A 13,929-nucleotide genomic window follows, 5' to 3' on the forward strand; every position below is an offset into this window, starting at 1 on the left:
AATGCATCCTCTTCAAGCCCGCGGCGCCCAAAGAGACTTGCGGCAAGCTTAAGCCTGCCTTTACCCCTGTCCGCTACCAAGGGCGACCTGAATTGGGACAACGGGGACAGGAAAAGCGATGACGCGCAATGGCCAGCGCCTCCTGATGCTGATCGACGACGAGCCGGCGCAACGCCGGCTGGTCGCCGCAATCGCTGCGCGCCGCGGCTGGCGGACGCTGTTCGCGGGCGAGGGCGAAGTCGCGATCGCGACGCTTGGCACGCCAGACGGGATGGCGCTCGACGCGGTGATTCTCGACCATGCGTCGTCCGACGCCGACGCCGCCGAGCTGATCGCCGAGCTGCGCGCGCAGCGTCCGCAGCTGCCGCTGCTCGTGCTCACCGCCAATGGCTCGGTCGCCTCCGCCGTCAGCGCGATGCGCGCGGGTGCGACCGATTTCCTGGTCAAGCCGATCGCCGCCGAGCGCCTGCTCGCGGCGCTGGAGGCCGCAGTCGGCGGCAAGACCTCGGGCGAGCTGCGGCCGCTGACCGAAAAGCTGACGGCACTCCTCGGCTTTGACGAGATCGTCGGATCGGCGCCGCAATTCCGCGCCGCGCTGGCGATCGCGGCGAAAGCGGCACGCGCGCGCATTCCGGTGCTGATCGAAGGCGAAAGCGGAGTCGGCAAGGAAGTCATCGCCGAGGCGATCCATGCCGCGAGCCCGCGCAACAAAAAGCCGATGATCACGATCAATTGCGGCGCGATCCCCGCCAATCTGGTCGAATCGGAGCTGTTCGGGCACGAGAAAGGCGCGTTCACCGGTGCGTTCGAGCGCAAGATCGGGCGCTTTGCCGATGCCGATGGCGGCACGCTGTTCCTCGACGAAGTCGGCGAGATGCCGCTCGATGCGCAGGTCAAGCTGCTCCGCGTGCTGCAATCAGGCGAAATCCAGCCGATCGGCGCGCGCCATCCACGCGAAGTCGATGTCCGCGTGATCGCCGCGACCAACAAGACGCTGGCCGCCGAAGTCGAGGCGGGGCGGTTCCGCGAGGACCTCTATTACCGGCTCAACGTCGTCCAGGTGACGATCCCGCCCTTGCGCGAGCGCGTCGGCGACATTCCGGCGCTGGCCCGGCACCTGCTCGCGCGAATCGCCGAACAGCCGGGCCTTCGCCCGCTCGGCATCACCGACGATGCGCTGCAACTGCTCGCCAGCTATGACTGGCCGGGCAATGTCCGCCAGCTCCAGAACGCATTGTTCCGCGCCGCCGTGCTGTGCGACGGCGACGGGCTGACGCGCCTCGACTTTCCGCAGATCGCGCAGCTTGCGGCGGGGCGCCCGCCGATCGGCGGCAATGCCAACCAGAATGCGGGCAATGCCGGGATCACGCTGTTCCGCCCCGACGGCAATCTGCGCGCGCTCGACGAGATCGAGGCGGACGTCATCCGGCTGGCGATCGGCCATTATCGCGGGCGCATGACCGAGGTTGCGCGCCGCCTGGGGATCGGGCGATCGACGCTGTACCGCAAGCTGGGCGAGCTTGGGATCGACCAGAGCGCGGCTTAACCGCCCGTTTGGAAATTCGCGAAAGAGCGAATTTCAGCGCGGCACCGGCCCGCTCCCCCACCCGGCCACCCAACGGCAGTGTATTCTATGGGTGGCCGGGTGGGGGAGCGGGCCGGTGCCGCGAAATGCGCTTCGGCGCATTTCCAAACGGCCTCTTAATCCCGCCGCCGCCACATGGGCACCACCGGCAGCATCCGGTGCAGCACCCAATCGCGGTTGAGGAAATGATGCTTGAGCGCGCCCAGCACATGGAGCGCGAGCACGACGTAAATCGCCTTGACCAGCAGCTTGTGGATGCCACCCAGTTGCTCGCCTGCGGCTTGCGATTCGGCGATCGGCAAATTGCCGACGGGGAATAGCCCGAACCAGTCGGTGGCCGGCGCGCCGCCCGCCGACGCCGCCGCCCAGCCCAATAGCGGCACCGAGAGCGTCAGCGCGTAAAAGGCGATATGCGTGCCGCGCGCCAACACGCGCTCCCACGTCGCCATGTTCGCCGGAAAGGGCGGCCAGCGATGCGTGAGGCGCCATCCGATCCGCGCGAGCGTTAGCACCAGAATCGTGATCCCCAGCGATTTGTGGAGCGCGAAATGCCCGAGCTTGGCCGGGCCGCTAGCATCCTCCATCCATCCGCCAACCGTGGCATTGGTGAAGATCAGGACGAAGATCGTCCAGTGGAGCAGGATCGAGACCGTCGAATAGCGGCGTTCATTCTCGCGCATACACCCTGCTCCCTTTGCGCCAATTAAGACCATAGCGATGCTGGCGGGAAATCGATCCCTGGCTATACTCCGGCAAAAGCGGGGAATCGCCCACAAGGAGAGTTGCCATGGCCGATTTGTCCCGACGCGCGCTGATCGAACTGGGTCTTGCCGGCGCCGTCGCCGCCCCCGGACTTGCGCGGGCCGCCGCTCCCGCACTGCCGCCGCTGCCCGAGGACAAGAAGCTGGGCTATGCGCTGGTCGGGCTGGGCAAGCTGTCGCAAGGGCAGCTCGTGCCGGGGCTCAAGGCCGCGCGCGGCGCGAAGCTCACCGCGCTGGTCAGCGGCGACAAGGCCAAGGCGACGCGGATTGCGGAGGCCAATGGCATCGCGGCGGACGCGATCTATGACTATGCCGGGTTCGACCGGATCGCGAACGATGCGCGGATCGACATCGTGTACATCGTGCTGCCCAATTCGATGCACGCCGAATACACGATCCGCGCGCTCAAGGCGGGCAAGCATGTGCTGTGCGAGAAGCCGATGGCGACCAGCGCCGCCGACTGCGAGGCGATGATCGCCGCCGCGCGCAACGCCGATCGCAAGCTGATGATCGCCTATCGCTGTCACTATGAGCCGCATAATCTGGAGGCGATGCGCCGGATCCGGTCGGGGCAATATGGCAAGCCCAAGTTGGTCGTCACCGACATGAGCCGCCAGTCGACGCTGTCCGATCCCTCCGACGCATGGCGGCTCGACGCGAAGCTGTCCGGCGGCGGGGCGCTGGCGGACATGGGGGTCTATGGCATCAATGGCGCGCGCTATCTGCTCAACGAGGAGCCGGTCGAAGTCCGCGCCTGGGCGCAGACCGACCGGAGCGACCCGCGCTTCCGCGAAGTCGAGGATTTGATCGCGTGGCAGTTCAAATTCCCCTCGGGCGCGATCGCCAACGGATCGACCAGCTTCGGCGTGGTGGGGGCGATGCGGTTCGACGTCTATTGTGAGCGCGGGCGGCTGCGCGGCGATCCGGGGGCCTATTATGGCGGCAACCGGCTGGACGTGTTCGGCGGGCCGGGACAGGGGCCGGTGGAGCTGCCCGACATCGACCAGTTCGCGCGCGAGATGGACTGGATGGCGGACGTGGTGCGCGGCACCGTACCGCTGGTGACTCCCGGCGAAGAGGGATTGCAGGACGTGCGGCTGATCGAGGCGATCCTGCAATCGGTGGCAAAGGGCGGCGCGACGGTGAAGACCGACTGGGGCTATAAGCGCGCGTTCGATCCGGGCGCGGTGGTGCCGGTACTGCCGGCGTAGGCTCCTGTTTGGAAATGCGCCAAGGCGCATTTCGCGGTGCCGGCCCGCTCCCCCACCCGGCCACCCGACGACAATATTCTAGGGGTGGCCGGGCGGGGGAGCGGGCCGGCACCGCCTTGAAATTCGCTCTTTCGCGAATTTTCAAACAGGTGCTCAGCCGAGCGGGACCGCGTCGATGGCGTTTTCCGCCTTTTCGGGGCGGATATAGATTGAGCGCAGTTGCGGCGACTGTGCCTTTAGCCGCTGTTCGAGCCGCTCGATCAGCGTCTCCGCCTCCCCCATCGGCAGCGTGTCGACAAAGTCGGCGCTGATCGCGACGAACACCGCGTCGGGCGCACTGTGGACGGTGCGGACATGGTTGACGGCGGTGATCAGCGGCTCGGCCTCCAGCGTCGCGCGGATCGCCGCGACCAGCGCGGGGTCCGCGCGTTCGCCGATCAGCAGCCCCTTCGCCTCGCGCGCCAGCAGCATCGCGACGCCCGCCAGGATTGCGCCGATCACGATCGAGGCCCAGCCGTCGATCCGCGAATCATTCCAGTAATGACTCGCCCAGATCCCGGTCCCGGCGACCACCAGCCCCGCCAGCGCCGCCGAATCCTCGAACAGCACGATGAACCCCGCCGGGTCCTTCGAATCACGCACCGCCGCCCACCAGCGAAGCGCGCCCTTGGCCTTGCCGAATTCGCGGAGCGCGATGCCCCAGCTCGTCCCCTCCAGCACCAGCGCGATGCCGAGGACGATGTAATTCACCAGCGGACTATGCATCTCCTCGGGCTCGGCGATGTGCTGGAGCCCTTCATAGATCGATACCGTCGCGCCCAGCCCGAAGATCAGGATCGCGACGACGAACGCCCAGAAATACAGCTCGCGGCCATAGCCGAAGGGATGGAGCGCATCGGGCGCGCGCCGGGCGCGGTGCTGGCCATAGAGGAGCAGGCCCTGGTTGCCGGTATCGACGAGGCTGTGGACGCCCTCGGTCAGCATCGACGACGAACCCGTGAACGCCGCCGCGATGAATTTCGCGACGGCGATCCCGAGATTCGCCAGCAATGCGGCGTAGATCACGATGTTGGCGCGCCAGCCCTCGCCGGCGCTGGGGGCCTTGGACACCTTAGGTCAGTTCAGCCCGATCTTCGAAAGAATCTTGCCCAGCACTCCCTTGTTCCCCGCCGCGCCCGCGGCATTGGACGCGAGCTTCTTCTCGGCGGCGGCATTGTAGCCCGAGCTTTCGGGCGGCTGGTTGTTGTGGATCGGCTGAGTCGAGGCGGGCGGGTCCGACGCGTCCATCGATTCGTCGAGCGCGCGGTCGAGCCGCGCTTCCTTGCTCTCGGGGTTACGCTCGAGCCGCTCGACGATCGAGCGGTCGGTGCCGGCATCGGCGGAGCCGGACGCGCCCTTGCGCTCGGGACGGGCTTCGGATTCCGGGCCGGGGGCGACCGACATGCGGTCCAGCGCGGGGTCGATCGGGTTGGCAGTCATGATTCACTCTCCTGAGCGTTGCCCTGCTGTAACGACCCGTGACGGAGTCGCGTTCCCGCGCGATCTGCGCCCCCAAACAAAAACGGCCCGGCGAGTGGATCGCCGGGCCGCTGATTTCTGCTTGTTTTTGCAGGCTTTAGTTGCGCGAGCTGCCGAACAGACGCAGCAGGAACAGGAACATGTTGATGAAGTCGAGATAGAGCTTCAGCGCGCCCATGATCACGACCTTGCCCATCGCATCGGTGCCCGCGACATAGGCGTACATGCTCTTGATCTTCTGCGTGTCATAGGCGGTGAGCCCCGCGAAGATCAGCACGCCCAGCGCGCTGATGATCAGGCTCATCGTCCCCGACTGGAGGAACAGGTTGACGATCATCGCGACGATCAGGCCGACCAGGCCCATGATCAGGAAGGTGCCGAGGCCCGACAGGTCCTTCTTGGTGGTATAGCCCCACAGGCTCAGCGCGCCGAAGCCGGCGGTGGTGCCGAAGAACACCTGGGCGATCGACATATCGGTATAGGTGACGAAGATCGTCGAGAGCGACGCGCCGAGCAGACCGGCATAGGCGAAGAACAGCGTGCGCAGCGTGCTCGTCGACATGCGATTCTGGCCGAAGCTCATCGCGAACACGATCGCGAGCGGCGACAGCATCACGACCCAGCCGAGCAAGGTCGGGGAAAGCGCATTGCCGCGCGACGTGAGCTGGAGGGTAAACAGCAGCTGCTGGAGCGACTCGATCTTGCCGAACGCCAGCGCGACGATGCCCGTCAGCAGCACGCCCGACATCATGTAGTTGTAGACGGACAGCATATAGGACCTGAGCCCCGCGTCATACGCGTCCGACCGCGTCGCCGACGTGCCATAGGCCGCCGCGCCGCTCCGGGGATCCGACCAATTTGCCATTTCAAACTCCTTTGCCCGGCACCACATGCCGGCTGACGCTGAATATCGTCCCCGCGACGGTCCTTTTCAAGCGAAACCCGCTCCCCGAGACGCCCGTTCCGTGATTTAAGCGCGCTATTATGTTACGTATCTTTGCTGGGCTCGCGCTGCCGGGCCAGATCATGTCTTCGCTGCTCGCGACGATGGGCGGGATTCCCGGCGCGCGGTGGCAGAGCGCGGAGCAGCTCCACCTGACGCTGCGCTTTATCGGCGACGTCGATCGCCGCGTCGCCGAGGATATTGCGTTGGCCCTTGGCCAGGTGTCGGTGCCGCCGATCACCATCGCGCTGTCGGGCGTCGGCCAGTTCGAAAGCCGGGGGCGGCCCAACGCCGTGTGGGCGGGGGTTCGCCCGCAGGCGCCGCTGGCGGCACTCCACCGCAAGATCGACCAGGCGGTGGTCCGGTGCGGCCTCCCGCCGGAGGGGCGGGCCTATTTGCCCCACGTCACGCTCGCGCGGATGAACGCGGCGAGCGGCGCGACCGACCTTTTCCTCGAAACCCATGCCGGGCTGGCCAGCCCGCCCTTCACGCTCGACCATTTCATTCTGTTCGAGAGCAGGCTGGGGCATGGCGGTGCGAGCTACACGCCCGTCGAACGCTACCCCCTTCGGGGATAAGGGACCGGCCCCGGCGACACGCGCCGCCGGGGCCGGCTCGGCCTCAGAACTTGAAGCCCGCGCTCACCCCCCATTCGCGCGGACGGCCATAGCTCGCCTCGGCGAGCCCGAACGCGCCCGAGACATTGCCCGACACCAGGTACAGTTCCTTGGTCAGGTTGGTGCCGAACACCGCCAGCGTGATGTCCTTGTTCGGCAGCGTGTAGCTCAGCCGCGCGTTGAGCAGGCCATAGCCGTCGTCGGTGATCAGCGGCGAATTGGCGACGTCGTGATAGATGCGGCTGTACATCGTGTAATCGGCGCGGAACGCCGCCTCGCTCCCGCCCGCAAATTCATGCGTGACGTTCACTCCGCTGGTGACGGTCCATTCGGGTGCCTTGACGAAATGGCTGTTGAGCGTGATCGGCAGGATCTGCGTCGGCCCGAGCCCGGCACCGACCGAGGTGTATTTCGCGTCGAGATAGCCCAGCCCCGCGTTGAAGGTGAACCACGGCGCGGGCCGCAGCACGGTCTCCAGCTCGACGCCGTTGATCTCGCCCGACGCGGCATTCGCGACGAAGTTGGTCGGCGTCTGGTTCACCGTGAGCTGGATGTCCTTGTACTTCGAATGGAACACCGCGAGGTTCGCGGTCACCATCCCTTCCAGCCATTGCGACTTGATGCCGCCTTCATAGGTGGTCAGTTCCTCGGGCGCATAGGCGGTCACCTCTGCGTCGCTCACCAGCGGGCGGCCGTTGAACCCGCCCTGCTTGAAGCCCTTCGAATAGGACACGTAGAGCAGCAGGTCCTTGGTCGCCTTGAAATCCATGCCCAGCCGCGGGGTGAATTTCTCGAAGGTCGCCTTCTTGGTCACGTCGACGAACTTGACCAGGTCACGCTGGCGCACGTTGATCGAGGTGAAGATCTTCTGGTCGCTGGTATAGCGCCCGCCCGCGGTGATGCGCAGCCGGGGCACGATCTCGAAATCGACCTGGCCATAGGCGGCGAGGCTACGATTGTCGGTATAGTTCTGGATGAACACGGCGGGCGAATAGGGCGGCGGCGCGGCGGGCGCCCATAGCCCGATCGCCAGATCGGCGGTGGCGATATCCGACGCCTTTTCCTTGAAGTAGAAGCCGCCCAGCACATAGCTCAGCCGGTCGTCGATCGCCTTGCCGGTCAGCTGGAGTTCCTGGCTGAGCTGCCACTGCTTGTCGCGGTTGGTGGTCTGGCGGAAGACGAAGGGCGTGTTGTCGCCGTCGCGGGTGAAATAGGCCTTCATGTCGCGATAGGCAGTGATCGACTTGAGCGTCGCATTGCCGAATTCATAGGCGATCGTGCTCTGCACGCCCCACAGATCGAGATCATTGTCGTTCGGCCCGCCTGCCCAGGTTTCATAGGGGCTGGCGGTGATATAGCTGGGGTTGAGCGTGCGCTGGCCATTGGGCGCGACGATGCCGCGGCTGGGCGCGACATAGGTGTTGTAGTTGGTCAGGAAAGGGATGCCGGTGATCCCCGGCTTGTTGCCCACCGCCAGCAGGTCCGACGGCGCGGAGGTTTCGCGGGCGCGGGTATAATCGCCGCCGATATCGATCGTCAGCCCGCTGCCCTCGGGCTGGATGCGCAGCTTGGCGCGGACCATCTGCGCCGCGCGATCGCCCTGGGTATCGCCGTCGAACAGCCGCTTCACATAGCCGTCGCGATTGAGCGACGCCGCCGAGATGCGCAGCGCGGCAAGGCCGGGGACGATCGGCAGGTTCACCGCGCCCTTCACATCGACACGGTCATAGCTGCCATAGGTGCCCTCGATCCTGCCGCTATACTCGTTGAGGTCGGGATTGGTGGTGTTGATCAGCACCGCGCCGCCGATCGTGTTCTTGCCGAACAGCGTGCCCTGCGGACCGCGCAGCACCTGGACATTGTCGATGTCGACGGCGTCCATCACCCCGCCGATCGACCGCGCATAATAGACATCGTCGACATAGAAGCCGACGCCGGGATCGCTGAAGATCGCGAAGTCGTTCTGGCCCACGCCGCGGACGAACACCGTCGCATTGTAATTGCCGCCGGAGAGCGCGGCGGCGCCGTCGAAGCGGATGTTCGGCGTGAACTTGGCGATTTCGTCGAGCGTCGCGACGTTGCGCTCGGCCAGCGCCTCGCCGCCCAGCGCAGTGACCGCGACCGGCACGTCCTGCAGCCGTTCCGACGTGCGGCGCGCCGTGACGATGATGTCACCGTCATAGCCCGCCTCCTGCGCCGCCCCCGTCGCCTCGGGGGCTGGCGTGTCCTGCGCTTGCGCGATCCCCGTGCTGAGCGCCAAAAGCGCCGCGCTGCCCAGGAATGTGGTCAGTCCCTTCATTTGATCCTCCTCAAGATCGCTCGTGTCATTGGAGTAGTGCGCGGAGCGGTCGCGCTATTGGCTTCGCGGACCTTGACGAGCAGCCGGTAGAGCTCGGCGCGCTCGGCTGTCGTCAGGGTCTGGAAAAATCGGGCATCATGGTCGGCGATGGCCTCGACGACTTCGTCATGGAGCCGCTGGCCGGCATCGGTGAGGTGCAATGCGTTGCTGCGGCGGTCGCGCCCGGCGCGGCGCTCGACGGCGCCCTGTGCAACCAGGTTGTTGACCAGCGCCATCGCACTCGCAGGATTGATGCTCAGCGCGCGCCCGAGCGCAGCCTGATCGCCGCCCGGATTTCGCTGAATATAGACGAGGGCAGTCGCGCGCCCCGGCGGGACACCGAGCTTCGCAACGTCCTCGGTAAGCGCGTTCATCGACAGCAGATCGACGCGGCGCAGCTGATAGCCGACGCGCAGCGCGAGGTCGCCGACGACCGAATCCTCCCTATCCACGACATTCCTCCCCGGGAACGGCTTATGCTATGCATTATTACTATATGGCAGGCATAGGGTGCAAGACGGCGCGGCGACCGGTTCATGCTTTCGGCATCGAAATGACCGCCATCGTGGCTTTCAGGATACACCCTTCGGCGACACGGGCCGCGCGCCAGAGATTCTCCGCTTTCGTAAACCGGGTATGCCCTGCTAGCCTCACGCCCGACGCGTCCGCCCAAGCCGGATGCGCATAGGAGAGGATCATGTCGGACGCCGCCGCACCGCCGGCCCAGGGCAAGGCGGGCCCCTATTCCTGGTACGTCCTGTTCGTGCTGTTCCTGGTCTATGCGCTCAACTTCATCGATCGCCAGATCCTGACGATCCTCGCGCCCGACATCCGCCGCGACCTGGGGCTCAGCCATGCCGATATCGGGTTTCTCTATGGCACGGCGTTCGGCGTGTTCTATGCGCTGTTCGGGATTCCGCTGGGGCGGCTGGCCGATGGCTGGCACCGCGTCCGGCTGATGACGCTGGGGCTGGCGCTATGGTCGACGATGACCGCGCTCTCGGGCCTTGCGCGCAGCGGCGGCGCGCTGGCGGCGGCGCGAATCGGGGTTGGCATCGGCGAGGCGACTTCGGGCCCTTCGGCCTATTCGCTGATCTCGGACTGGTTCCCGAAGCGCCAGCGGGCGACCGCGCTCGCGCTCTATTCGGCGGGCATTTATTTCGGGGGCGGCTTCTCGCTGTTTATCGGCGGATCGATCGCGCAGCATTGGAACGCGGCCTGGCCAAATGGCGGCCCCGGCGGGCTGGTCGGGTGGCAGGCGGCGTTCATGGCGGTTGGGCTGCCGGGGCTGCTGCTCGCCTTATGGGTCGCGACGCTGCGCGAGCCGCTGCGCGGGCGGTCCGAGGGATTGGCGACTCCGCCGCACCCGGCGCCGTTCCGGGCGTTTTTCGACGATCTGGTGACGATCCTGCCGCCGCTGACGCTGATCGGCGCGGCGCGCACGGGTGCGCGGGCGCTGGCGACGAACCTGCTGGTGCTGGGGCTGTTGGCAGCAGCGGTGTTCGCACTGGTCCGGCTGGGGGAGCCATTGCCGCAATGGCTGGCGGTGGCGACCGGAATCTATGCGGTGTTTTCCTGGAGCAGCGCGCTCCGCCGCCGCGACCCGGCGACCTTCCGCCTGATCCTGGGCACGCCCGCCTTCCTGTGCGTGGTGCTGGCGTACGGCCTCAACGCCTTCCTCGCTTATGCCGTGGCGGGGCTGGCGCCGAGCTATGCCGCGCAGGTGTTTCAGGTGAGCAGCAGCGAGGCCGGGCTGTGGATCGGCGGACCGGCGATCCTGGGCGGCTTTGCCGGGGTGACGCTGGGCGGGATCGCCGCAGACCGGCTACGCCAGCGCTATGCCGCGGGCCGGATCATGGTGGTGCTGTTCGGCGCCGTCGCGCCCGTGGTGCCGATGATCGTCGCGTTCACGACCAGCGACAAGACGCTGTTCTATGCAATGCTGCCGCTGACCCAGGTGCTGGCCAGTTGCGCGCTGGGATCGGCGGCGGCGGCGACGCAGGATCTGGTGCTGCCCCGGATGCGCGGCACCGCGACGGGAGCGTTCTTCATCGGGACGACGCTGATCGGGCTGGCGATGGGGCCGTATCTGGCGGGCCGCATCGCCGACCTGTCGGGCAGCCTGTCGATCGGGCTGCTCTCGCTACTCGCGAGCGTGCCGATCGCGCTTGTCGCGGCGATCGCTGCACTGCGGCTGGTCCCCCAGGCGGAGGCGACGCGCGTTGAGCGCGCGCGCCTTGCCGGGGAGCCGCTATAGGGATTCAGAGACCGTTTGAAAATTCGCGAAAGAGCGAATTTCAAGGCGGCACCAGCCCGCTCCCCCGCCCGGCCACCCAACGACAATATTCTAGGGGTGGCCGGGCGGGGGAGCGGGCCGGTGCCGCGAAATGCGCGGCAGCGCATTTCCAAACGGTCTTTTACATCGCCTGGAACACGCCGCAGGCGATGCGCCCGCCGCTATTGCCCGAGGGATCGGTCTTGTAATCGTCGGGCCCGGCATGGACGACCAAAGCCGCGCCATCCTGGTCGAGCAGCCCTTCATAGGTGCCGCCGGGCAGCGTGAAGATCGTGCGGTCGGACCCATTGTCGCCGACCTGTAGATTGGGCATGTCGCCGGCATGCGGGCCCATCGGGTTCTCCTTGCCATGCTGGTGCGCGGTCGGGTTCCAATGGCCGCCGGCGCTGGCGAAATCGGGCGCCTCGCACTTGCCGACGGTGTGGACATGCGTGCCATGCGCACCCTTGGGCAGCCCGTGGGTCTCGACGATGACGCGGATCGCGCCGTCGACTTCTTCGGCCACCGCCTTGCCGACATCGACGCCGGCGGGGGTGCGCAGATCGGCCTGCGCGCGATAATGGCCCGCCATGTAGCGCGCATTCTTCTCCGGCGAGGCGCAGCCACCCGCCAGCACCGCAACGGCGGCGACCGCCACCCACATCCGCTTGTCTACCATCGACCCAACTCCGCCTGATTCCATTATGCGCGTGTAATGGCCTTGGACGCGCGGAGTTCCAAGCGGCGTTTGCGGCGCCTGCGTCAGTCCGCCCGCGGCGCCGGACAATTGCCGCCGCGAACGCCGCTGACGCTGCCGATGCCGAGGATGATCTTCGCCCGGCGCTCGAACGTCAGCGCCTGCCATCGCCCGCTATTCCCGATCGCGGTGCGGCTGCGCAGGAACGTCAGGTGCAGCATTTCATATTGCTCGGGATCGATCATGCCGAAATCGATCATGCAGCCCCATTGTTCGACATTCCACGCCGCGTCGCGCTGGATGCCGTCCTGGTCGATCGTGCGGGCGAGCGCGCCATACCAGTCGAAGATCGCCCGCAACCGCGTCCAGCGCTCGCCCGGCGGCATCGCCGCGAGCTTGGCGCGCAGCCGGGCCAAGTCCTCGTCGATCGGGAAAAAGCCCTGCTGCACCTTGGTATCGACGGCCCAGCGCACCTTGCGCATCGTGATCGGCTGGCCCGGGAACACACGGAGCAGGTCGAGCCGCACCGCCTCCAGCAGCGCGACATAGGCGTCGGTCTGGACCTGGAGCATCGCATCGCTCTCGAAGATCGCCGTCAGCTCGGCGAGGATCACCGGATTGAGTTTCCCGTCAGCCCCATGCGCCGCGAGGATGCCCGCGCGGCACCGGTCGCGCACCGGCACCGCAAGGCAATCGCGCGAGAAGAGCAGCTTGCCATAGGTCGGGGCCAGCGCCTTCACCGCGCGCTTGAAGCGCCCGCGCGAGCGGAAGCTGTCGCGCCACGCCTTGAGCACCGGCTGGAGGCTGCCGGTACCGTAATTCCACTGCGACATGCCGACCGAGACGAGCTGGCTGTCGAAATTGCCGACCGGCATCGCCCAGCAGCCCATCGTCTCGGGAATCGAAGTTTCGTGCATCAGCGCGAAGACCTCGGCCCGGCCGACGCCGATCTCCGCCAGCCGCGCCGCGCTTTCCGGGGCGATGCGCAGGAACGGCGCGTCGCCGACGGTGCGGCACGGCGGCGGCACGGGTGCCTGCGCCACCGCCGGCGGCGCCACGGCCAGCAGCAGCGCGGCTGCCGCCGCGCCGATCGCGTAAACGCCCGACCGCATGATCAGGCGAAGATCGCTTCGAGATCGCCCGGCGCCACGCCTTCCTTCACGTCGCGCAGCTCGACATAGATGCACGCCTGGATCGACACCATCACCATGCTGGACAGCGCGCTGACGATGGCGCCCAGCACCGATAGCAGCATTGTCGCGCTGCCCGCACTGCGCGCGGCGGCGGTCAGCATCCCCACGGGAATCGCGAGGAGCCACAACGCGAAGACGAGGACCAGCATCGTCAGGAAAATCCGCCAGCGCGATCCGCTGGTGAGTTCCCGGCTGCGGCCAAAGGCTTCGAAAATGCCGACCTGTTCCTGGACATAGACCGGCACCGTCACCGACCACATCAGCCACAGGATGATCCCGGGCACGACCAGCAGGAGGAAGCCCACCCCCACGCCGATCGCGAGCAGGAAGCTGATCGCGATCATCGGCAGGAACAGCGCCAGCCCGACCTTCAGGCAGCGGGCAAAATTGGGCGTCTCGCCCGACAGATGCTGGACGGTCGCGCGAGTCAGCGCCGCCTGGAGCACCGTCGAACTGACGATGCTGACGAGCCACACGATCACGATCGGCACGAACACCGCGGGGCGGAGCACGGCCATCGAATCGGTGGTATCGACTGCGATCTGGCTCGCCTGCCACCAGTCGATCGCGAAAGCGGGCAGCCCCGACAGCACCAGCGAGAGCCCGGCAAAGAGCAGGAAATTGGCGCCGATCGTATCAAAGGTGCGCGAAAGCACCGTGGAAATCTCGTATCGGCCGTCCTCGGTATACGCCATGCCCTGCCCCTCTTCCCGTTTGCCCACGCCGCCCCCCTGCGCGCGTGCGGATTGCAACGTGCATTCGAAACCGCCTTCAAGTCCAGTGCATTGCGC

The 13,929-nt window shown here is 66.7% G+C and carries 13 protein-coding genes; 4 read left to right on the forward strand and 9 right to left on the reverse strand.

The genetic code is table 11. The features are described 5' to 3' along the window. Positions 1–118: 118 nt before the first annotated feature. Positions 119–1,546 (forward strand): sigma-54-dependent transcriptional regulator, encoded by a 1,428-nt coding sequence (locus TS85_RS17410; RefSeq protein WP_044333890.1) that lies wholly within the window; start codon positions 119–121, stop codon positions 1,544–1,546. A gap of 155 nt (positions 1,547–1,701) precedes the next feature. Here TS85_RS17410 and TS85_RS17415 read toward each other — a convergent pair whose 3' ends face one another. Further along, positions 1,702–2,265 carry a cytochrome b gene (locus TS85_RS17415; RefSeq protein ID WP_044333892.1) on the reverse strand — a complete coding sequence of 188 codons (564 nt, stop codon included), beginning with the start codon at positions 2,263–2,265 and terminating at the stop codon, positions 1,702–1,704. Between the two features lie 107 nt (positions 2,266–2,372). On the opposite strand from TS85_RS17415, the gene TS85_RS17420 reads away from it, so the two are divergent. Beyond that, positions 2,373–3,557, forward strand: coding sequence for a Gfo/Idh/MocA family protein (locus TS85_RS17420; protein WP_227698527.1), 1,185 nt, complete (start codon positions 2,373–2,375; stop codon positions 3,555–3,557). A 153-nt stretch (positions 3,558–3,710) separates the two neighbouring features. Here the strand turns inward: TS85_RS17420 and TS85_RS17425 are convergent, their stop codons facing one another. The 3 genes from TS85_RS17425 to TS85_RS17435 all read right to left on the reverse strand — a co-directional run bounded on the left by TS85_RS17425 (position 3,711) and on the right by TS85_RS17435 (position 5,940). Further along, entirely contained in the window at positions 3,711–4,667 is a 957-nt protein-coding gene (locus TS85_RS17425; RefSeq protein ID WP_044333894.1) for a cation diffusion facilitator family transporter, read from the reverse strand. A 6-nt stretch (positions 4,668–4,673) separates the two neighbouring features. Then, positions 4,674–5,036 carry a hypothetical protein gene (locus TS85_RS17430; RefSeq protein WP_044333895.1) on the reverse strand — a complete coding sequence of 121 codons (363 nt, stop codon included), beginning with the start codon at positions 5,034–5,036 and terminating at the stop codon, positions 4,674–4,676. A 136-nt stretch (positions 5,037–5,172) separates the two neighbouring features. Further along, positions 5,173–5,940: a Bax inhibitor-1/YccA family protein gene (locus TS85_RS17435; RefSeq protein ID WP_044333896.1), complete on the reverse strand. Its 768-nt coding sequence runs from the start codon at positions 5,938–5,940 to the stop codon at positions 5,173–5,175. 119 nt (positions 5,941–6,059) lie between these two features. Here TS85_RS17435 and thpR point away from each other — a divergent pair, with 119 nt between their 5' ends. Next, positions 6,060–6,596, forward strand: coding sequence for an RNA 2',3'-cyclic phosphodiesterase (gene thpR, locus TS85_RS17440; protein ID WP_044333897.1), 537 nt, complete (start codon positions 6,060–6,062; stop codon positions 6,594–6,596). A 43-nt stretch (positions 6,597–6,639) separates the two neighbouring features. Here thpR and TS85_RS17445 read toward each other — a convergent pair whose 3' ends face one another. Both TS85_RS17445 and TS85_RS17450 read right to left on the reverse strand, forming a co-directional pair. Beyond that, positions 6,640–8,934, reverse strand: coding sequence for a TonB-dependent receptor (locus TS85_RS17445; protein ID WP_044333898.1), 2,295 nt, complete (start codon positions 8,932–8,934; stop codon positions 6,640–6,642). Continuing rightward, a complete protein-coding gene (locus TS85_RS17450) occupies positions 8,931–9,425 on the reverse strand; it encodes a MarR family winged helix-turn-helix transcriptional regulator (RefSeq protein WP_044333899.1) in 495 nt (164 codons plus the stop codon). Before TS85_RS17450 ends, TS85_RS17445 begins: the two co-directional genes overlap by 4 nt. A 245-nt stretch (positions 9,426–9,670) precedes the next feature. On the opposite strand from TS85_RS17450, the gene TS85_RS17455 reads away from it, so the two are divergent. Beyond that, positions 9,671–11,230 (forward strand): spinster family MFS transporter, encoded by a 1,560-nt coding sequence (locus TS85_RS17455; RefSeq protein WP_044333900.1) that lies wholly within the window; start codon positions 9,671–9,673, stop codon positions 11,228–11,230. A 160-nt stretch (positions 11,231–11,390) separates the two neighbouring features. Here TS85_RS17455 and TS85_RS17460 read toward each other — a convergent pair whose 3' ends face one another. The 3 genes from TS85_RS17460 to TS85_RS17470 all read right to left on the reverse strand — a co-directional run bounded on the left by TS85_RS17460 (position 11,391) and on the right by TS85_RS17470 (position 13,860). Next, positions 11,391–11,927: a superoxide dismutase family protein gene (locus TS85_RS17460; RefSeq protein ID WP_044333901.1), complete on the reverse strand. Its 537-nt coding sequence runs from the start codon at positions 11,925–11,927 to the stop codon at positions 11,391–11,393. An 83-nt stretch (positions 11,928–12,010) separates the two neighbouring features. Then, on the reverse strand, positions 12,011–13,057 hold the full coding sequence (locus tag TS85_RS17465; protein ID WP_044333902.1) for a hypothetical protein: 1,047 nt from the start codon (positions 13,055–13,057) through the stop codon (positions 12,011–12,013). A gap of 2 nt (positions 13,058–13,059) precedes the next feature. Next, complete coding sequence (locus TS85_RS17470; RefSeq protein WP_155006469.1) at positions 13,060–13,860, reverse strand: hypothetical protein; 801 nt, start codon at positions 13,858–13,860, stop codon at positions 13,060–13,062. Positions 13,861–13,929 lie beyond the last annotated feature (69 nt).

Origin of the sequence: Sphingomonas hengshuiensis, assembly GCF_000935025.1 — a bacterium.
Lineage (GTDB): Bacteria > Pseudomonadota > Alphaproteobacteria > Sphingomonadales > Sphingomonadaceae > Sphingomonas > Sphingomonas hengshuiensis.

Excerpts from the sequence above, each read along its gene's own strand:
- TS85_RS17410 (WP_044333890.1), top strand. The coding sequence starts at position 119 with ATGACGCGCAATGGCCAGCGCCTCCTGATGCTGATCGACGACGAGCCG.
- TS85_RS17460 (WP_044333901.1), bottom strand. The coding sequence starts at position 11,927 with ATGGTAGACAAGCGGATGTGGGTGGCGGTCGCCGCCGTTGCGGTGCTG.
- thpR (WP_044333897.1), top strand. The coding sequence starts at position 6,060 with ATGTTACGTATCTTTGCTGGGCTCGCGCTGCCGGGCCAGATCATGTCT.
- TS85_RS17465 (WP_044333902.1), bottom strand. The coding sequence starts at position 13,057 with ATGCGGTCGGGCGTTTACGCGATCGGCGCGGCGGCAGCCGCGCTGCTG.
- TS85_RS17435 (WP_044333896.1), bottom strand. The coding sequence starts at position 5,940 with ATGGCAAATTGGTCGGATCCCCGGAGCGGCGCGGCGGCCTATGGCACG.
- TS85_RS17420 (WP_227698527.1), top strand. The coding sequence starts at position 2,373 with ATGGCCGATTTGTCCCGACGCGCGCTGATCGAACTGGGTCTTGCCGGC.
- TS85_RS17430 (WP_044333895.1), bottom strand. The coding sequence starts at position 5,036 with ATGACTGCCAACCCGATCGACCCCGCGCTGGACCGCATGTCGGTCGCC.
- TS85_RS17455 (WP_044333900.1), top strand. The coding sequence starts at position 9,671 with ATGTCGGACGCCGCCGCACCGCCGGCCCAGGGCAAGGCGGGCCCCTAT.
- TS85_RS17445 (WP_044333898.1), bottom strand. The coding sequence starts at position 8,934 with ATGAAGGGACTGACCACATTCCTGGGCAGCGCGGCGCTTTTGGCGCTC.
- TS85_RS17415 (WP_044333892.1), bottom strand. The coding sequence starts at position 2,265 with ATGCGCGAGAATGAACGCCGCTATTCGACGGTCTCGATCCTGCTCCAC.